Raw genomic sequence first — 17,745 nt, forward strand, 5'->3', positions numbered from 1 at the left:
GTCACGTTCTTCCTGTCGAGAGCGGGATGCTCAGTGCTTCTTCTCCTCGTCCCAGGAGAGCACTCCCGAGTCGAGGTCGTGGATGAGGGCTTCGAGCGTGGCCGCATCGGCCTCCGCCATCGCGCGCTGGTAGCGCACATCCACCCAGTACTTGGCGGGCAGTTCCTTCGCCCGCATGGTCCGGATCGCCTCGTCGAGCACGGCGATGTCGGCCCGGATGAGACCGATGCGCTTGCGGAGCAGCGCGACGACGGTCTCGAGCGGCAGGTTGTGCGACTCCCCGAGGCCGAGCGGGAACTCGGGGTACTCGTTGACGGGCGTCGCGATGATCTCGGCGACCCTCTCGTTGAGGGCGAGCGTGCCCTCGTCGGTGATCGCGTAGGTGGTGCGCTCGGGCCGGTTGCCCTCGCGCTCGGTCCCGGTCGCGCGCACCAGGCCGTGCCGCGCCAGGCGGTCGACCGTGTGGTAGAGCGAGCCGGGGCGCACCTTCACCAGCCGGTCCTCCGAGCGCAGCACCAGGGTCTGGTACATCTCGTACGGATGCGACGGGCCCTCGGCGAGCAGCGCGAGCGCGGCGACGGCGAGGGGGGTCAGATTGCGTGATTCGGCCATGGACTTTCCGAGTTGATTATTCCACGAGGAATATACGGCATGGACTAACGCGGGTCAAGTACCGTGGAGGCGACGGAAGGGGCGCGGATGCTCTACTCACTGCCCGGCGACCGGGTGCCGCAGATCGATCCCGAGGCGTGGGTCGCCCCCGGCGCGACCGTGATCGGCGACGTCACCCTCGGCGCGGGCGCCAGTGTCTGGTACGGCGCGGTGGTGCGCGCCGACAACGCACCGATCGTGATCGGAGCGGAGACGAACCTCCAGGACAACGTCTCCGCGCACGTCGACGCCGCGTACCCGCTCACCGTCGGCGCACGCGTGTCGGTCGGTCACAACGCCGTGCTGCACGGCTGCACGATCGAGGACGACGTCCTGGTCGGGATGAGCGCGACCATCCTGAACGGCGCGCACGTCGGCGCGGAGTCGCTCGTGGCGGCCGGCGCCCTCATCACGCAGGGCGCGGTGATCCCGCCGCGCTCGCTGGTCGCAGGCGTTCCCGCGAGGGTGCGGCGGGAGCTCACGGACGACGAGGTGGAGGCCATCCACCGCAACGCGTCCGGATACGTCGAGAAGACGGCCGAGCACCGCCAGGCGACGCGGCTCGACTGACTCGGGTCAGCCGCGCTTGGTCCGCGACATCCGGTCGATGAGCGCCAGCGCCACGGCGGACAGGATGAAGATGCAGTGGATGACGACCTGCCAGAACACGCCCTGCGGCGTGTAGCGCTCCGAGCCCAGGGCGCCGCCGCCGGCGATCCCCAGGTCGCCGACCGCGATGAACGTCTTCAGCAGGTGGATGGACGAGATGCCGATGATCGCCATGGCCAGCTTCACCTTCAGCACGTTGGCGTTCACGTGCGACAGCCACTCCGGCTGGTCCGGATGCCCGTCGACGTTGACGCGTGAGATGAAGGTCTCGTAGCCGCCGATGATGACCATGATCAGGAGGTTGGCGATCATGACGACGTCGATCAGGCCGAGGACGGCGAGCATCACGTCCGCCTCCGCGATCGAGCCCGGGTGCGCCAGCACCTCCTCGCCGAGGTGCCACAACTCGGTCATGAAGACCCAGACGTAGATCAGCTGCGCCACGATCAGGCCGAGGTAGAGCGGCGCCTGCAGCCAGCGACTGAAGAAGATCAGCGCGCCGATGCCGTTGGCGAGCGGGCGGCGTGCGCGCGGCGAACGCTCAGGCGTCGAGCATGGCGCGGTTCAACGCGAGGAGTTGATCCGTGAACATGCGCGCGCCGCCCTGTGCCGGGTGGCGGATCGCAGGCGCCTCGATGCCCGCCTCGGCGAGCGCGCCTTGCGCCTTGCGACCGACGGCGACGATCGTCTCGATGCCGAGAGCTCGGATCAGCTCGTCCGCCACAGGCGCGCCCGCGCGCACCTCGGAGGACCGCGGCGTGCGGTTGGTCTGCGGGCGTCCGGCGACGAACGGGTGATGCGGATAGACCGGCCACGAGAGCGGGAGCGGGCCGGTCCACTGCCTCATCGTGTCCCAGAACACGCGGCTGGACGCCTCCCACGGCGCTTGCGGCTCGGCGGGCAGCTCGAGGCCGGGCAGAACGCCGGCCTCGACCTCGCGCACGGAGGTGAACGGGACGCCGGTCACCGTCATCCCGCGCCAGCCCGGCGCCTCGCCGAGGAGCAGGATCGGCGCGTGAGGCGTTGCGAGGTACCGGCGGAGGTTGCGCTCGCGGAGTCGGCCGAGGTCGTCGTCGCCGAAGAGCAGCTCCGCGTCTGCGGGGGCCGGGACGGCGCGGATCAGGTCGAAGAAGCGGTCGAGCACGCCCCCAGGGTACGACCGCGCCCGCGTCGGGTCAGGGCCGGACGGCGACGCGCGGATGCGTGGACGGCACGAGCGCGCGGTCGATCTCCGCGAGCCGGACGGTCTCGCCCACCTGCTCGGCGAAGGGATAACGCTGCCAGGCCTCCGCGAGGAACCGCACCGCCTGCTCCAGGTGCCGCGGCGCGTAGTTGTGCACGCCCCGGATGCTGAGGAGGTTGCGCACCAGCTGCTCCGGGGCGATGACCAGTTCCGGGCCGGGCGTCACGGAGCCGACGAGGACGAGCACGCCGCCGACGTCCACCGCGTCGAGCAGCGAGCGGACGGCTGTCGGGTCGCCGGACAGCTCGAGGGCGACGGTCGGTGCTGCCGCGCGTCCGCCTGCTTTCGCGAGGACCGCGGGGAGGGACAGCGCGGGGTCGGCGCCGGGCGTCGGATCGGTCACCGCGACTGCGCCGAACGCCTTCGCGGCCTCCCGCCGTTCGGGGACCGGCTCGCTGACGACGACGCGCGCGCCGGCGTCCGTGGCCATGGCAGTCGCGGTGAGCCCGAGCATCCCGGCCCCGGCCACCAGCACGAGCGCGCCGTCGAGCGGCACGATCTGGGAGGCGGCCTCCAGCGCTGCAGCCACGCTCGCCGTCGAGCAGGACGCGGGCGCGAGCACCTCGGCGGGGATGTCGTCGGGCACCCGCACGAGCGGCGTCCCCTCGAGGATGTGCGTGTGCGTGGCGAACCCGCCGGACAGCTCCCACCCGCGCCGCATCCGCTCGTGGCCGTACTTCTGCAGGTTCAGGCAGTTCTGCGGCAGGCCGCGGCGGCAGCGTGCGCAGCGGCCGCACGGCACGGCGACGGACCAGACGACGCGTTCGCCGAGCGTCACCCGGTGCCCGTCGGTCGTCTTCGCGCCGCCGCGTCCGAGCGCGATGACGCGCCCGACCTGCTCGTGGCCGAGGACCAGCGGCGCGTGCGCCTGCCGGTGTCCCTGGACCGTCTGGAGATCGGACCCGCAGACCGTCGCCAGCTCGACCTCGACGAGCACGTCGCCGGGCGCCAGCCGCACACCGGGAACCGCGACCGCCTCGTGGGCGCGCCCCTCGCCGGGCCACACCATGGCGGTGGCCGACGGGTACACGCTCACCCCCATTCCCAGGCGCGCCGGCGGCTCGACGACGCGCGGGGTGACCGCCTTGACCGTCACCGGGAGCCGGTTCCGGCGACGGCGTCCACGCTCACGAGCTCGGGGATGTCGTAGCCGAGGAGCTCCGGCAGGCCGGCGATGCTGCGGAGCACCGCGTCCGCGCCGGCGTCGAGGAGGGTCTGCTCGTCGTGGGCGCCGGTAAGCACCCCGACGACGAGTCCGGCGCCCGCGGCGATGCCCGACGCGATGTCGCCGGCGGTGTCGCCGACGACGACCATGCCCTCGACGCTGGACGCGCCGGAGCGGAGCAAAGCGGTCACCGGGAGGTCGGGGAAGGGCCGGCCGCGCCCCGCGTCCTCCGGGCTCAGCACCACGTCGGCCAGCGACGCCCAGCCGAGCGCGTCCAGGACGGCGTCGCGCACCCGCCGCGACCAGCCGGTGATCACCGCCACGTCGACGCCGGTCGCCTGCAGCCGCCGGATGACCTCCTCGGCGCCGGGCACGGCGGTCACGCCCTCCCGGGCGACGAGCTCGACGTAGGCGGACTCGAAGACCGCGTTGGCGTGCTCGGCCTGGTCGTCGTCGCCGGTGAGCGCACGGAAGACGCCGATCGTCGACTGCCCCATCGTCTCGCGGACGAAGCCCCACGCGGCCCGTCGGGCCGTCTCGGTGGCCCCGATCCCCGCAGCGGATGCGGCGCGGTCGAACGCGCGCTCGATGAGCTCCTCGTCCGCCACGATCGTCCCGGACAGGTCGAGGACCACGAGCTCCAGATCGGCCAGATCGTCGTCGCGGTCGCCGTCTTCCTCGTCGCGTGCGTTGTCACCCTGGCCGGGGTCCGCCGCCTCGTCCCCGCCCTCAAGGTCGTCCCACTCCTCGGAGTCGTCCCACCGCGTGGACTCGTCGAACTCGCTGGTGATACGTCCGTCCGGGGTCATCGTCGCGCCTCTCCTCCGTGGTCGCCTGCGGAACGGCGACGCACCTTCGTGCGGCCGCCGGCGCAGCGTCCCGTCAGGTTAGGAGCCGGGTGCGACGACGCACGCAACTGCCGGTAACGCGCGGGTGAACGGCACGGGGACGGCAGGAGACGGAAAGCGGCTGTTGCACTTCGCTGACGACCGGCGCAGAATTGCAGCATGGCCGACGGCGACAACACCCGCGAGTTCGATCCCGACATCGTCACCGACTTCCGGGAGCGGATGTCGTACGGCTCCTACCTCGACCTGGACACGCTCCTCAGCGCCCAGCGCCCGGTGAGCCACCCGGAGCACCACGACGAGCTGCTGTTCATCATCCAGCACCAGACCACCGAGCTCTGGCTGAAGCTGGTGCTCCACGAGTTGGAGTCGGCGCGCGACCTGCTCCGGGCCGACGACCTCCCGCCGGCACTGAAGCGCATCGCCCGCGTCAAGCACATCCAGCGCACCCTGACGGAGCAGTGGTCGGTGCTCGCGACGCTGACGCCGACGGAGTACGCGGAGTTCCGCGGCTTCCTCGGCAACTCGTCGGGGTTCCAGTCGTACCAGTACCGGGCGGTGGAGTTCGTGCTCGGAAACAAGAACCGTCGCATGCTCAGCGTGTTCGAGAGCGACCCCGCCGCACACGCGCTCCTCGCGGAACTACTGGAGGCGCCGAGCATCTACGACGAGTTCCTTCGCCACCTGGCACGGGCCGGTTTCGCCGTCCCCACCGCGCTGCTGGACCGCGACGTGACCCAGGCCCACGTCTTCACGCCCGAGCTCGTTCCCGTGTTCCGCGAGATCTACGAGAACGCGAACGAGCACTGGCCCGAGTACGAGGCGTGCGAGGAGTTCGTCGACCTGGAGGACAACTTCCAGCTGTGGCGCTTCCGCCACCTCAAGACCGTGCAGCGCACGATCGGCATGAAGACGGGAACGGGCGGCTCCAGCGGCTCGGCATTCCTCCAGAAGGCGCTCGACCTCACGTTCTTCCCGGAGCTCTACGCCGTCCGCACCGAGGTCGGAACGCCGGCATGAGCGACGCGTACCCGGAGACCTACCTGACGGTCGACGCCGTCTGGAACGGCCACCGCTTCCTCGGCGAGACCACCTTCCGCAGCGACGGCGAGCGCCTGCACCCCGTCGACGACGTGCCCGCGCACGCCCGCGCGCGCCACCACCGCCTCCCCGGCACCCTCTTTCCGCGCCTCACGGATCACCACACGCACCTCGGCCTCACCGACCAGCGCGCCGTGTTCACGGGCGGCATCACACACGCGATCGACCTCGGGTGGATCCCCGCCGTCGCCGCCGGCTGGCTCGCCGACGACCTCTCCCGGCCGTCGGTCGCCATCGTCGGCTCCCTGATCACGTGCGTGGGCGGCTACCCGGTCAACGCCGGGTGGGGGCCGCCGGGCTCCTCGACGGAGGTCGGCGGCGAACGGGAGGCCCGTCTGGCTGTTCGTGCGAATGTCATGCTCGGAGCCTCCCGTATCAAGGTCACGCTCAACACCGACGCCGGCGAAACTGTGGACGATCGGGTTCTCCACAGCGTTGTGGCCGAATCCCACGCGCAGGGCGTCCCGGTGACGGTCCACGTCCAGGGCGCCGGCCAGACGGCCCGGGCGCTCGCAGCGGGCGCCGACCAGCTCGCGCACACGCCCTTCTCCGAGCGGCTCGAGGACGACCTGATCGCGGAGTCCGCCCGGCGCGGCATGAGCTGGGTCAGCACCCTCGACATCCACGGCTGGGGCGACCCGACCGAGGAGCACGCGATCGCATCGGACAACCTCGGCCGCTTCGCCCGCGCCGGCGGCCGCATCCTGTACGGCACCGACCTGGGCAACGGGCCCCTCGCCGTCGGTGTGAACGCGCGCGAGCTCCGCGGGATGGTCGACGCTGGTGTCGCGCCCGTCACCGTCCTGAAGGCGATCGCCGGTCTGCGCCGCCCCGACGACGACCGCGCGCCGACCATCGGCGCACGCGTCGCCTGGGCGCCGACGCCCCCGCCCGGCGAGTCCACGTCCGCAGACCCCGCAGCCCTCGACCCGCGCGGCCTCCCCGACTGGCTCGCCACCGCCCGCGGCCTCACCGTCGCCGACCTGCTCGGCGCATCCGGCGCACCCACTGCATCCACCGACCCCTCCCCGACCGCGACACCGGAGCCCCGATGACCGACTTCGATCCCGTCCCTCCCGCCGCCCTCGAGCCCGACCCGCTCACCGCGGCCCGCGCGCTCGACCTGCGCGACCCCCTCGCCGCCTTCCGCGCGCGCTTCGCGGGCATCGACGACGGCACCTCCCAGGTCACCGCCTACTTCGACGGCAACTCCCTCGGCCGCCCGACCCGCGCAAGCGTCGAACGCATCCAGCGGTTCCTCCTCGACGGCTGGGGCGACCGGCTGATCCGCGGCTGGGACGAGGAGTGGATGGAGCTGCCGTTCACCATCGGCGACGACCTGGGCCGCGCCGCACTCGGCGCCGCGCCGGGCCAGACGTTCATCGGCGACTCGACCACCGTCCTGCTCTACAAACTCGCGCGCGCCGCCGTCGACAGCCTCCCCGAGCGCAGCGAGATCGTGCTCGACACCGACAACTTCCCCACCGACCGTTACCTCCTCGACGGCATCGCCCGCGAGCGCGGCCTGCGGCTGGTGTGGATCGAGGCGGACACGGAGGCCGGCGTCACCCCCGAGCAGGTCGGTGCCGTCGTCGGGCCGAGGACCGCGCTGGTCGTGCTCAGTCACGTCGCCTACCGGTCCGGCTTCCTCGCCGACCTCCCCGCCATCACCCGCATCGTGCACGACGCGGGTGCGCTGGTGCTCTGGGACCTCTGCCACTCCGCCGGCTCCGTGCCTGTCGACCTCGACGCGGCCGATGTCGACCTCGCGGTCGGCTGCACGTACAAGTACCTCAACGGCGGCCCCGGATCCCCCGCCTTCGGCTACGTGAACGCACGGCTCATCCCGCACCTCACCCAGCCGATCCAAGGGTGGATGGGCGTGCGCGACGTGTTCCTCATGGGCCCGGAGTACGAGCCCGCGGACGGCGTGCGCCGATTCCTCAGCGGCACGCCCCCGATCGTCGGGATGCTCGCCATGCGCGACACCATCGGGATGATCGAGGAGGCCGGCATCGAGGCGGTCCGCGCCAAATCGGTCGCCCTGACGGAGTTCGCCGTCGCTCTCGCGGACGAGTGGCTCGCTCCGCTCGGCGTCGCGCTCGCCAGCCCGCGCGACCCCGCGCTGCGCGGCGGCCACATCACCCTCAGCCACCCGGCCATGCGCGAGGTGACGCAGCTGCTCTGGCAGCGGGACGTCATCCCGGACTACCGCGACCCCGACGGCCTGCGCATCGGCCTGTCGCCGTTCAGCACCAGCTTCGAGGAGCTGTGCACCGGGATGGCGGCAGTGCGGGATGCGCTCGGCGAGCTCGCCCACGATGACTGAGGTCGCGGCGCGCGACGACCTGGAGGCGAGCACCGGGAGCGCCACGGCGCTGCTCCGCACGGTCGTGGGCAGCATCCTCCGCCCGATCGGCGGTTGGATGAGCGCGGCGGGCGCGGTGCGCCTGATGGGCGACCTCGGCGTCCCGGCCGCGACCGCGCGGTCCAGCCTGGCGCGGGTCTGCTCGCGGGGCGTGCTGCGACGGGAGCCTCGGGACGGCGTGGCGGGCTACGCCCTCGAGCCCGCTGCGGTCCCGATGCTGGAGCGCGGCGACGACCGCATCTTCGGCGACCGCGTCGAGGCGACAGCGTGGTGCCTGCTGTCGTTCTCGTTCCCCGAGCGCAGCAGGGGCAGCCGAGACCGGCTCCGCCGCCGTCTCTCCGCGCTCGGCTGCGGGACCGTCGCCGACGGCCTGTGGATCGCACCTGCCGCCCTCGAGGACGAGCTCGCCGCGACCGCGCACGACATCGCCGGGGAGGCGGAGGTCGTCCTGTTCGCGGACGCCGCACCCCGCGGCGACCTCGGCGCCGGGCTCGCCCGCTGGTACGACCTGGAGGGGATCCGCCGCACGCACGACGCCTTCCTCGCGCGGTTCGGGGCACAGGCGGCCCCGGACGACGACGCGCAGGCGTTCGCCCTCTGGATCCGCGCGCTCGACGAGTGGCGCGTCATCCCCTATCGCGATCCCGGTCTCCCGTCGGAGGCGCTGCCTGCGGACTGGCCGGGAGCCGACTCCGCCGCCCTGTTCCGCCGCCTGTGGAGTGACCTGGAGGGCCGCGCCGTCGTCCACGCCGCCGCCGTCGCCGGTCCCGCCCGAAGCGTCGCCGCGGCACGGTAGAATCGAGGGCGAACCCCACCCTTGTCGCCCGAGTGAGCGGAGTATCCCCGTGCCGACCATCGTCGTCGAAGTAATGCCGAAAGCCGAGCTGCTCGACCCGCAGGGCAAGGCGGTCGCCGGAGCCCTGGCCCGCACCGGGCGCGGCGTCGTCAGCGGGGTCCGCGTCGGCAAGCGCTTCGAGCTGACCGTCGACGGCCCGATCGACGACGAGGTGCGGGCGACGGTCGAGGAGATCGCGGGCGAGATCCTGTCGAACTCCGTGATCGAAGACGTGGTGGGCATCCACTACCCCGCCGAGGTCGGCGCCTGATGCGCATCGGCGTCATCACCTTCCCGGGCTCGCTCGACGACCGCGACGCCCTGCGCGCCGTCCGCCTCGCCGGCGCCGAACCGGTCGCGCTTTGGCACGGCGAGCACGACCTCCAGGGCGTCGACGCCCTCGTGCTGCCCGGCGGCTTCTCGTACGGCGACTACCTGCGCTGCGGCGCCATCGCCTCCCTCTCGCCGATCATGACCGAGGTCGTGGACGCGGCGGCCAAGGGCATGCCGATCCTCGGCATCTGCAACGGCTTCCAGATGCTCGCCGAGGCGCACCTCGTGTCCGGCGGCCTGATCCGCAACGACCACGGCAACTTCATCCGCCGCGACCAGCACCTCACGGTCGAGAACGCCTCCACCCCGTGGACCAGCGGCTTCGAGCAGGGCCAGGAGATCGTCATCCCGCTCAAGAACGGCGAGGGCGGCTTCATCGCCTCGGCCGACGAGCTGAACCGCCTCGAGGGCGAGGGGATGGTCGTCTTCCGCTACACGGGCGTCAACCCGAACGGCTCGCTCAACGACATCGCGGGCGTCCGCAACGAGCGCGGCAACGTGGTCGGCCTCATGCCGCACCCCGAGCACGCGGTCGAGCCGGGCTTCGGCCCCGACACCCGCGACGCGATGCGCTCGGGCACCGACGGCCTCACATTCTTCACCTCGGTCATCCGCTCGGCGCTCGTCGAGGCGTAACCTCCCGGGAACCGCGCCCCTCATCGCGGACACTTCATAGTTGTGAGGGGAATCCAACTCGACGAGCCGGCGGTGCTCGAACGCGTGCGCGACGGCGACGCCGATGCGTTCGGCGCCCTGTTCGACCTGCACCACGACCGCGTGTTCAGGCAGGCGCTGCGGTTGACCGCGTCGCTGCACGACGCGGAGGACGTGACCGCCGTCGTGTTCCTCGAGGCGTGGCGCAAGCGGGATGCGATGCGCGAGGTCAACGGGTCCATCGTGGCCTGGCTGCTGGTGATGACGAACTTCGTGCACCGCAACTACGCACGGTCGTCCCGGCGCTACCGAGAGGGGCTGCTGCAGCTTCCCCCGCCCGAGAACGCGCCGGACCATGCGGACGCTGTGGACGACCGCATCGACCGGAACGCCCGCCGGGCCGCCCTCCGCGGCGCGCTCGCCCAACTACCGAAGCGCGACCAGGACATCCTCACCCTCTGCGTGCTGGAGGAGCTCAGCACCGCCGACGCCGCCACAGCCCTGGGCGTGGCGCCTGGAACGGTCAAGTCCCGTCTCTCACGGGCGAAGTCACGGCTCACCGAGCTGCTCCAGCAGGACCCGGCGATGACGAACGGAGGAGTGCGATGAACGACGAGCCCACCTTCGACCCGCGCCGGAAGGCGGCGATCCGCGACCTCGTCGTGGCGAACGCGGAGGCGCACCCCGGCCGCGTCGGCGGACGCAAGCGCACGGCGCTCATCGCGACGCTCGTCGTGCTCGCGCTGACGATCTCCGGCGGCACGGTCGCCTACGCACTGGGGACGGGGCTGCTCGACCCGGCGCCGGTCGCGGCGCCGACGGCGACGCCGACGCCCACGCAGACCCCGACACCGACACCGACGCCCACTCCAACACCGACACCGACAGCGGCGGCTCCGGTGCAGGACCCGGCCGACCCGTCCACGTGGATCATCGACTTCGACTCGGTCGGCCAGGTGTCGCTCGGAACGCCGTTCTCGGCGCAAGGCGACGCGCTTCCCGGGTTCGAGGACGTCACCGACTCGATCTGCCTCGAGGGGCAACGGGACTACCTCGCGCCTAGCCGGCTCCGATTAGTCCTGGTCGGTGCCGCCGACGGTTCGGGCCGCACGGCGGCGATCGAGTTCGGCAACTACGGCGATGGGACGGACAACCGCGCCACCAGTCCGAAGACGGCGGCCGGTATCGGGGTCAGCTCCACACGGGAGGAGTTGCTCGCGGCGTACCCGGGCATCCCGGAGACCGGACACTACAGCGACAGCGTCACGTACTACGGCCTGACCGACGGACAGGGCGGTTGGATAGCCTTCGCCGTCATGCACGATGTGGTCTTCGAGATACAGGTCGGGAACGACGCTGTGAAGCCGGGCGGCCAGGGGAGCGTGCGAGCCATCCCCTCCGAACGCTGCCCGGCCTGACCCCTCTCCCGGCCCGGTAGACTGGACCTCATCCCCGCCAGCCCCGCCCAGCCTGGAGTGCCCGCGTGACCGACACCGCCACCGCCCACGTCGTCGACACCGTCGCCAACGCCATCGAGACCCCGGAGCGGGAGCAGCCCTTCGCGGCGCTCGGGCTCAAAGAGGACGAGTACGCGCGGATCCGCGAAATCCTCGGCCGCCGCCCGACCAGCGGCGAGCTGGCGATGTACTCGGTGATGTGGTCGGAGCACTGCTCCTACAAGTCGTCGAAGATCTACCTGCGCCAGTTCGGCCAGAAGGTCAGCCCGGCGATGAAGAAGAACCTCATGGTCGGCATGGGCGAGAACGCGGGCGTCGTCGACGTCGGCGAGGGCTGGGCCGTCACCTTCAAGGTGGAGTCGCACAACCACCCGTCCTACATCGAGCCGTTCCAGGGTGCCGCGACCGGCGTCGGCGGCATCGTCCGCGACATCATCTCGATGGGCGCGCGTCCCGTCGCCGTCATGGATCAGCTGCGCTTCGGCGCCATCGACAATCCGGACACCGCCCGCGTCGTACACGGCGTCGTCTCCGGCATCTCCTTCTACGGCAACTGCCTGGGCCTGCCGAACATCGGCGGCGAGACCTACTTCGACCCGGTGTACCAGGGCAATCCGCTGGTCAACGCGCTGTCCGTCGGCGTGCTCCGCCACGAAGACCTCCACCTCGCCAACGCGTCCGGCGAAGGCAACAAAGTGGTCCTGTTCGGCGCCCGTACCGGCGGCGACGGGATCGGCGGTGCGAGCATCCTCGCATCAGACACGTTCTCCGCGGGCGGCCCGACCAAGCGTCCGGCCGTCCAGGTGGGCGACCCGTTCGCCGAGAAGGTGCTCATCGAGTGCTGCCTGGAGCTGTTCCGCGACAAGCTGGTCGAGGGCATCCAGGACCTCGGCGCGGCCGGCATCTCCTGCGCGACCAGCGAGCTGGCGTCGAACGGCGACGGCGGGATGTTCATCGAGCTCGACAAGGTGCTCCTGCGCGATCCCACGCTCACGGCCGAGGAGATCCTCATGTCGGAGAGCCAGGAGCGCATGATGGCGGTCGTCAAGCCGGAGCTCCTGGACGCGTTCCTCGCCGTCACCGCGAAGTGGGACGTCGAGACCAGCGTGCTCGGCGAGGTCACCGAGACCGGCCGCCTCGTCATCAACTGGAAGGGCGAGGAGATCGTCAACGTCGACCCGCGCACGGTCGCGGTCGACGGTCCGGTGTACGAGCGTCCCGTCGCCTACCCGACGTGGATCGACGCCCTGCAGGACGACTCGGCCTCCGTGCTCGCCCGGCCGACGACCGGCGACGAGCTGCGCGAGCAGACGCTCGCCCTGCTCGGCAGCGCCAACCTGGCAGACAAGGGCTGGATCACCGACCAGTACGACTACTTCGTGGGCGGCAACACGGCTCTCGCCTTCCCGGACGACGCGGGCATGATCCGCGTCGACGAGGAGTCCGGCCTGGGCTTCGCCATCGCGACCGACGCCAACGGCCGCTACTGCCAGCTCGACCCCAAGCAGGGCGCCAAGCTCGCCCTCGCCGAGGCGTACCGCAACGTCGCCGCGTCCGGCGCCGTCCCGGTCGCGGTCACCGACTGCCTCAACTTCGGCAGCCCGGAGAACCCCGAGGTCATGTGGCAGTTCTCTCAGGCCGTCGAGGGCCTGTCGGACGCCTGCCTCGAGCTCGAGATCCCGGTCACCGGCGGCAACGTGTCGTTCTACAACCAGACGGGCGACACCCCGATCTTCCCGACCCCCGTCGTCGGCGTCCTCGGCGTGATCGACGATGTCGCACGCCGCATCCCGAGCGGGTGGCAGGACGAGGGCGAGAACATCTACCTGCTCGGCACCACCCGCGAGGAGCTGGACGGCTCCGCCTGGGCGGGCACCATCCACGGCCACCTCGGCGGACGCCCGCCGGCGGTCGACCTGGACGCGGAGCGCGCGCTCGCCGAGGCCCTGCACGCCGCGGCACAGGAGGGCCTCGTCTCGTCCGCGCACGATCTCGCCGACGGCGGCCTCGCGCAGGCGCTGGCCGAGTCGGTCATGCGGTTCGGTGTCGGCGCTCGCGTCTGGCTCACCGAGATCCAGGAGCGCGACGGCGTGGATGCGGCGACCGCCCTGTTCTCGGAGTCGACCGCCCGCGTCATCGTGACGGTCCCGCGTGAGGACGACGTGAAGTTCCGCGGCCTCTGCGAGGGTCGCGGTATCCCGGCCCTGCGGATCGGCGTCACCGACGCCGAGGTGGGCGCGCAGCCGGTCCTCGAGGTGCAGGACCAGTTCACGATCGGCCTGGAGGAGCTCCACGGCGTGCACCGCTCCACGCTCCCCGAGCACTTCGGCCCGACCGTCGCCTGACCCGCGCCGCCAGCCGCCGAGCACAGGAAAGACGCTCCGAATCCCTGCGATTCGGAGCGTTTTTCCTGTGCTCGCGGGCGTTCGCTACGGTGGGCTCATGCGTGCCCGCCGCGTCCTCGCCTCCCTCGTCGTCGGTCTCGGAGTTCTCGCGCTCGGCGCGGCCGCCACGGTGCGGGCCACGCCGTGGCCGTCGGCGCTGCTCATCCGGCGGGTGTTCACGAAGGGCGCCCGAGAGACCGTCGCCGAGATGCTGCCGTTCGTGCCGGGCGGAGTCACCTCCCGCATCGGTGTCCCGGTCGGGCGAGCCGCGACCGGCCTGACGTTCGACGTGTTCCGGCCCGAGGCCGCAGAGGGCGCCCTCCCCACCGTGGTGTGGGTGCACGGCGGCGCGTGGCTCTCGGGTTCGAGCTGGGATGTGGAGCCGTACCTCCGCATCCTCGCCGCCGAGGGCTTCACCACCGTCGGCCTGAACTACACCCTCGCGCCGGAGGCCGCCTACCCGACAGCGGTCCGTCAGCTGAACGAGGCGCTGGCGCAGCTGATCGCGCATGCGGAGGAGCTCGGGATCGACGCCTCCCGGATCGTGCTGGCGGGCGACTCAGCGGGAGCGCAGCTGGCGAGCCAGCTCGCAGCGATCGCGACGAGCCCCGAGTACGCCCGCCGCGTCGGAATCGCACCGGCCCTGCGCGGCGACCAACTGGCGGGGGTGGTCCTCAACTGCGGCGTGTACGACCTGGCTGCGCTCGCCGACCTCACGGGTCTGCTCGGCTGGGGTTTCAAGACGGCGATGTGGGCGTACGCCGGTACCAAGGACTGGTCGGACAGCCCTGCCGGGCGCACGATGTCCACGCTCGACCACATCACCGCGGACTTCCCGCCCACGTACATCTCCGGCGGCAACGGCGACGGTCTCACGGCGACGCAGTCGATCCCGCTTGCGGCCGCACTGCGTGCATCCGGCGTCGAGGTCACGGAGCTCTTCTGGCCGGCCGACCACGAACCCGCGCTCCCGCACGAGTACCAATTCCACCTGAGCATGCCGGAGGCGCGGGAGGCGCTCAGCGCGACGGTGGCGTTCCTGCGCGAACGGACCTAGCGGGCCGCCGCCTCGCGCGCTGCCGGCTCCGCCTGACGTCGCGTCAGCATCCGCACCCGCTGCTGCGTCAGCAGGATGCCGGCGAGCACGATGACGGCGCCGACCGGCTCGTTCCAGGTCAGGTGCTCCCCCAGCACCAGGATCCCCAGCGCCACGCCGACCACCGGCGTCACGTACGTCACCCCGGAGGTCAGCGTCGGCCCCCACGCCCGCAGCACATTCATGTTCCAGATGTAGACCACGCCCGTCCCGAGGGCGCCGAGTGCGAGCAACGAGAGGAGGACGGGCCAGCTGAAGTCGACGGGATGCCAGGCGACGATCGGGGTCAGCAGCAGCATGATCACCGCTGCGAGCCCGATGTTGAGGAACGCGCTCGTGATGGACGACACGTTGCGCGGGCTGATAAAGCGGCGGATGTATCCGAAGCTGAAGCCGTAGCAGGTCACCGCGCCGAGGCAGGCGAGCTGGCCCCACAGGCTGCCGGCGAGCGCATCCACCGCCCAGGGTCCGACGACGATCACGACACCGACGATCCCGACGAGGACGCCGAGCACCTGGTCGCGGTTGAGCTTCTCGACCCGGAACGCCGCCGTCGCCAGAATGGCGGTGGTGATCGGCGTCACGGCGTTGTAGATGCTGGCCAGGCTCGACGAGACGTACTGCTCCGCCCAGGCGAACAGCAGGAACGGGATGACGCAGTAGGTGACGCCGACCACCGCGAAGTGCACCCAGACGATCGGCTCGCGGGGAAGGCGAGCGCGCGTCGCGAGCGCGATGATGCCCAGTGTGACGGCACCGAACACGAGGCGCGCCCAGGCCACCTGGCCGAAGCTGACGCCCTCCAGCGCCACCTTCATGAACAAGAAGCTGGCGCCCCAGACGAGCCCCATCGCGACGAACTGCAGAGCGACTTTCACGTTTCGACGTTAGCGGGCGCCACGGACGCTCTGCGCGCGAGAATCGGACATGAAGGGACAAGATGCGGCCAGCGGGAATAGATTCGCGCGCGTCACGTTGTATGCATTTGCATAGAAACGGCGAGACAACCAAGAGGAGCCAGACATGCAGTACGGAATCTTCTCCGTCAGCGACATCACCCGCGACCCGGTGTCCGGTGTGACGCCGAGCGAGGCGGAGCGCATCGACGCGATCGTGAAGATCGCCACCCACGCGGAGGAGGTCGGGCTGGACGTCTTCGCCGTCGGCGAGCACCACAACCCGCCGTTCTTCTCGTCGTCCCCGACGACCCTGCTGTCCCACATCGCCGCCCTCACCAAGACCCTGACGGTGACGACCTCGACGACACTGATCACCACGAACGACCCGGTGCGCATCGCCGAGGAGTACGCGATGCTGCAGCACCTGTCGAAGGGCCGCATGGACCTGATGATCGGCCGCGGCAACACCGGTCCGGTGTACCCGTGGTTCGGCCAGGACATCCGCCAGAGCCTCCCGCTCGCCCTCGAGAACTACAACCTGCTGCACCGCCTGTGGCATGAGGACGTCGTGGACTGGGAGGGCCGGTTCCGCACCCCGCTGCAGGGCTTCACCTCCACCCCGCGCCCCCTCGACGACGTTCCGCCGTTCGTGTGGCACGGCAGCATCCGCACCCCGGAGATCGCCGAGCAGGCCGCGTTCTACGGCAACGGCTTCTTCGCGAACAACATCTTCTGGCCGAAGGAGCACTACGCGCGCCTCATCGCGTTCTACCGCGAGCGCTTCGAGCACTACGGTCACGGCACCGCGAAGCAGGCGATCGTCGGCCTCGGCGGCCAGGCGTTCGTCGCGAAGAACTCGCAGGACGCGAAGGACCAGTTCCGTCCGTACTTCAACGAGGCCCCCGTCTACGGCAACGGCCCGACGATGGAGGAGTTCGAGGAGGCGACCCCGCTGACCGTGGGCAGCCCGCAGGAGATCATCGACAAGACGCTGACCTTCCGCGAGTGGGCCGGCGACTACCAGCGCCAGCTGTTCCTCGTCGACCACGCCGGCCTCCCGCTGAAGACCGTGCTCGAGCAGCTCGACCTGCTCGGCGAGCACGTCATCCCGGTGCTGCGCAAGGAGACCGAGGCCCGCAAGGACCCGGAGACCCCCGAGGCCCCGACCCACGCGTCGCTCGTCAAGGCCAAGTACGGCGACGCCGACCCGCGTCAGCCGCGCCCGAACGCGAACCGCGGCGACAACGTCACCGGCGCGTCCCCCTACCAGGACACCGAGGAGCAGTTCCAGGCCAGCTACCCGGCGCTCTGAGCGACCCGGCACGCGAACCGACGAACGAGAGAAGGAAGATCATGACCAGCACCGAGCAGCGGCCGTTCCGGGTCGTGGTGGTGAACGCGGGAGTCAGCGACCCGTCGTCCACCAAGATGCTCGCCGACCGGCTCGCCCTGCGCGTCGAGGCGAACGCCCAGCGCGACGGACGGACGGTGGAGACGCTCAACCTCGACCTGCGCGAGCTGCTGCCCGAGCTGGGCGCGGCCCTCGCGTCCGGCCACCTGGGCCCGAAGTTCACGAAGGCGGTTGAGGCCCTGAAGTCGGCCGACGGCATCATCGCGACGGCGCCCGTCTACAAGGCCGGCCCGAGCGGGCTGTTCAGCTCGTTCTTCCAGGTGCTCGACAACGACCTGCTCATCGCGAAGCCCGTCGTCCTCGGCGCGACCGCCGGCACCGCCCGGCACGCGCTGGTCGTCGACGGCGAGATGCGGTCGCTGTTCGCCTTCCTCCGCACGATGACGGCGCCGACCTCGGTGTTCGCGTCGACGGAGGACTGGCAGGACTCGTCCCTCACCAAGCGCATCGACCGCGCGGCGCGCGAGCTCGTCGTGCTGATGGAGTCCGAGGTGGAGGCGAAGATCACCGACACCTCGTGGGACAGCTACCAGCACGAGTTCGGCTCCGCGGGCGGCAACGAGCTCGGGATCGACCTGGAGTCGGACCTCATGCGCCTCGCCACCGGCGGAAGCCTTCCCGCCACGCGGCGGTAACGCGGACAGCCTTCCGTCCGCGAACGGGCCCCGGCGACCGCCGGGGCCCGTTGCCG

19 protein-coding genes are annotated in these 17,745 nt (G+C 71.2%); 13 read left to right on the forward strand and 6 right to left on the reverse strand.

All coding sequences use genetic code 11. The features are described from left to right. Positions 1 to 30: 30 nt before the first annotated feature. Positions 31 to 612, reverse strand: coding sequence for a transcriptional regulator (locus tag A0130_08915; protein ANF31777.1), 582 nt, complete (start codon positions 610 to 612; stop codon positions 31 to 33). 87 nt (positions 613 to 699) lie between these two features. Between A0130_08915 and A0130_08920 the strand changes: the two genes are divergently transcribed. Beyond that, positions 700 to 1,221 carry a gamma carbonic anhydrase family protein gene (locus A0130_08920; GenBank protein ID ANF31778.1) on the forward strand — a complete coding sequence of 174 codons (522 nt, stop codon included), beginning with the start codon at positions 700 to 702 and terminating at the stop codon, positions 1,219 to 1,221. 6 nt (positions 1,222 to 1,227) lie between these two features. Here A0130_08920 and A0130_08925 read toward each other — a convergent pair whose 3' ends face one another. The 4 genes from A0130_08925 to A0130_08940 are packed head-to-tail and all read right to left on the reverse strand — an operon-like array spanning position 1,228 to position 4,477. Then, on the reverse strand, positions 1,228 to 1,764 hold the full coding sequence (locus A0130_08925) for a TIGR00645 family protein (GenBank protein ID ANF31779.1): 537 nt from the start codon (positions 1,762 to 1,764) through the stop codon (positions 1,228 to 1,230). Positions 1,765 to 1,801: 37 nt separating this feature from the next. Then, complete coding sequence (locus tag A0130_08930) at positions 1,802 to 2,404, reverse strand: hypothetical protein (GenBank protein ANF31780.1); 603 nt, start codon at positions 2,402 to 2,404, stop codon at positions 1,802 to 1,804. A gap of 31 nt (positions 2,405 to 2,435) precedes the next feature. After that, positions 2,436 to 3,599: an alcohol dehydrogenase gene (locus A0130_08935; GenBank protein ID ANF31781.1), complete on the reverse strand. Its 1,164-nt coding sequence runs from the start codon at positions 3,597 to 3,599 to the stop codon at positions 2,436 to 2,438. Further along, positions 3,596 to 4,477 (reverse strand): haloacid dehalogenase, encoded by an 882-nt coding sequence (locus A0130_08940; protein ANF31782.1) that lies wholly within the window; start codon positions 4,475 to 4,477, stop codon positions 3,596 to 3,598. Before A0130_08940 ends, A0130_08935 begins: the two co-directional genes overlap by 4 nt. A gap of 198 nt (positions 4,478 to 4,675) precedes the next feature. Between A0130_08940 and A0130_08945 the strand changes: the two genes are divergently transcribed. From A0130_08945 to A0130_08990, 10 genes are all read left to right on the forward strand, one after another. Then, positions 4,676 to 5,536, forward strand: coding sequence for a tryptophan 2,3-dioxygenase (locus tag A0130_08945; GenBank protein ID ANF31783.1), 861 nt, complete (start codon positions 4,676 to 4,678; stop codon positions 5,534 to 5,536). Then, positions 5,533 to 6,672 (forward strand): hypothetical protein, encoded by a 1,140-nt coding sequence (locus A0130_08950; protein ANF31784.1) that lies wholly within the window; start codon positions 5,533 to 5,535, stop codon positions 6,670 to 6,672. The genes A0130_08945 and A0130_08950 overlap by 4 nt, the downstream gene beginning before the upstream one ends. Continuing rightward, positions 6,669 to 7,946: a kynureninase gene (locus A0130_08955; protein ID ANF31785.1), complete on the forward strand. Its 1,278-nt coding sequence runs from the start codon at positions 6,669 to 6,671 to the stop codon at positions 7,944 to 7,946. Before A0130_08950 ends, A0130_08955 begins: the two co-directional genes overlap by 4 nt. Beyond that, complete coding sequence (locus A0130_08960; protein ID ANF31786.1) at positions 7,939 to 8,781, forward strand: hypothetical protein; 843 nt, start codon at positions 7,939 to 7,941, stop codon at positions 8,779 to 8,781. The genes A0130_08955 and A0130_08960 overlap by 8 nt, the downstream gene beginning before the upstream one ends. Before the next feature lie 49 nt (positions 8,782 to 8,830). Beyond that, the gene (locus A0130_08965; GenBank protein ID ANF31787.1) at positions 8,831 to 9,091 is read left to right on the forward strand and encodes a phosphoribosylformylglycinamidine synthase; all 261 of its coding nucleotides are present in this window, start codon (positions 8,831 to 8,833) and stop codon (positions 9,089 to 9,091) included. Further along, complete coding sequence (locus A0130_08970; protein ANF31788.1) at positions 9,091 to 9,789, forward strand: phosphoribosylformylglycinamidine synthase I; 699 nt, start codon at positions 9,091 to 9,093, stop codon at positions 9,787 to 9,789. Before A0130_08965 ends, A0130_08970 begins: the two co-directional genes overlap by 1 nt. Before the next feature lie 72 nt (positions 9,790 to 9,861). Next, the gene (locus A0130_08975) at positions 9,862 to 10,416 is read left to right on the forward strand and encodes a hypothetical protein (protein ANF31789.1); all 555 of its coding nucleotides are present in this window, start codon (positions 9,862 to 9,864) and stop codon (positions 10,414 to 10,416) included. Next, a complete protein-coding gene (locus tag A0130_08980; GenBank protein ID ANF31790.1) occupies positions 10,413 to 11,225 on the forward strand; it encodes a hypothetical protein in 813 nt (270 codons plus the stop codon). The genes A0130_08975 and A0130_08980 overlap by 4 nt, the downstream gene beginning before the upstream one ends. A 65-nt stretch (positions 11,226 to 11,290) precedes the next feature. Beyond that, a complete protein-coding gene (locus A0130_08985) occupies positions 11,291 to 13,609 on the forward strand; it encodes a phosphoribosylformylglycinamidine synthase II (GenBank protein ANF31791.1) in 2,319 nt (772 codons plus the stop codon). A 97-nt stretch (positions 13,610 to 13,706) separates the two neighbouring features. Further along, positions 13,707 to 14,705, forward strand: a complete 999-nt coding sequence (locus A0130_08990) for an esterase (protein ID ANF33365.1) — start codon at positions 13,707 to 13,709, stop codon at positions 14,703 to 14,705. On the opposite strand, the gene A0130_08995 is transcribed toward A0130_08990, so the two are convergent. Then, positions 14,702 to 15,622 carry a hypothetical protein gene (locus A0130_08995; GenBank protein ID ANF31792.1) on the reverse strand — a complete coding sequence of 307 codons (921 nt, stop codon included), beginning with the start codon at positions 15,620 to 15,622 and terminating at the stop codon, positions 14,702 to 14,704. The two genes, A0130_08990 and A0130_08995, sit on opposite strands and share 4 nt — an antisense overlap. Positions 15,623 to 15,767: 145 nt before the next feature. On the opposite strand from A0130_08995, the gene A0130_09000 reads away from it, so the two are divergent. Further along, positions 15,768 to 16,955, forward strand: a complete 1,188-nt coding sequence (locus A0130_09000; GenBank protein ANF31793.1) for a 5,10-methylene tetrahydromethanopterin reductase — start codon at positions 15,768 to 15,770, stop codon at positions 16,953 to 16,955. Between the two features lie 41 nt (positions 16,956 to 16,996). Further along, complete coding sequence (locus A0130_09005; GenBank protein ID ANF31794.1) at positions 16,997 to 17,689, forward strand: NADH-dependent FMN reductase; 693 nt, start codon at positions 16,997 to 16,999, stop codon at positions 17,687 to 17,689. Positions 17,690 to 17,745 lie beyond the last annotated feature (56 nt).

The sequence above is a fragment of the Leifsonia xyli genome (genome assembly GCA_001647635.1).
Lineage (GTDB): Bacteria > Actinomycetota > Actinomycetes > Actinomycetales > Microbacteriaceae > Leifsonia > Leifsonia xyli_A.

Excerpts from the sequence above, each read along its gene's own strand:
- A0130_08915 (ANF31777.1), bottom strand. The coding sequence starts at position 612 with ATGGCCGAATCACGCAATCTGACCCCCCTCGCCGTCGCCGCGCTCGCG.
- A0130_08920 (ANF31778.1), top strand. The coding sequence starts at position 700 with ATGCTCTACTCACTGCCCGGCGACCGGGTGCCGCAGATCGATCCCGAG.
- A0130_08940 (ANF31782.1), bottom strand. The coding sequence starts at position 4,477 with ATGACCCCGGACGGACGTATCACCAGCGAGTTCGACGAGTCCACGCGG.
- A0130_08945 (ANF31783.1), top strand. The coding sequence starts at position 4,676 with ATGGCCGACGGCGACAACACCCGCGAGTTCGATCCCGACATCGTCACC.
- A0130_08950 (ANF31784.1), top strand. The coding sequence starts at position 5,533 with ATGAGCGACGCGTACCCGGAGACCTACCTGACGGTCGACGCCGTCTGG.
- A0130_08955 (ANF31785.1), top strand. The coding sequence starts at position 6,669 with ATGACCGACTTCGATCCCGTCCCTCCCGCCGCCCTCGAGCCCGACCCG.
- A0130_08960 (ANF31786.1), top strand. The coding sequence starts at position 7,939 with ATGACTGAGGTCGCGGCGCGCGACGACCTGGAGGCGAGCACCGGGAGC.
- A0130_08970 (ANF31788.1), top strand. The coding sequence starts at position 9,091 with ATGCGCATCGGCGTCATCACCTTCCCGGGCTCGCTCGACGACCGCGAC.
- A0130_08980 (ANF31790.1), top strand. The coding sequence starts at position 10,413 with ATGAACGACGAGCCCACCTTCGACCCGCGCCGGAAGGCGGCGATCCGC.
- A0130_08990 (ANF33365.1), top strand. The coding sequence starts at position 13,707 with ATGCGTGCCCGCCGCGTCCTCGCCTCCCTCGTCGTCGGTCTCGGAGTT.
- A0130_09000 (ANF31793.1), top strand. The coding sequence starts at position 15,768 with ATGCAGTACGGAATCTTCTCCGTCAGCGACATCACCCGCGACCCGGTG.
- A0130_09005 (ANF31794.1), top strand. The coding sequence starts at position 16,997 with ATGACCAGCACCGAGCAGCGGCCGTTCCGGGTCGTGGTGGTGAACGCG.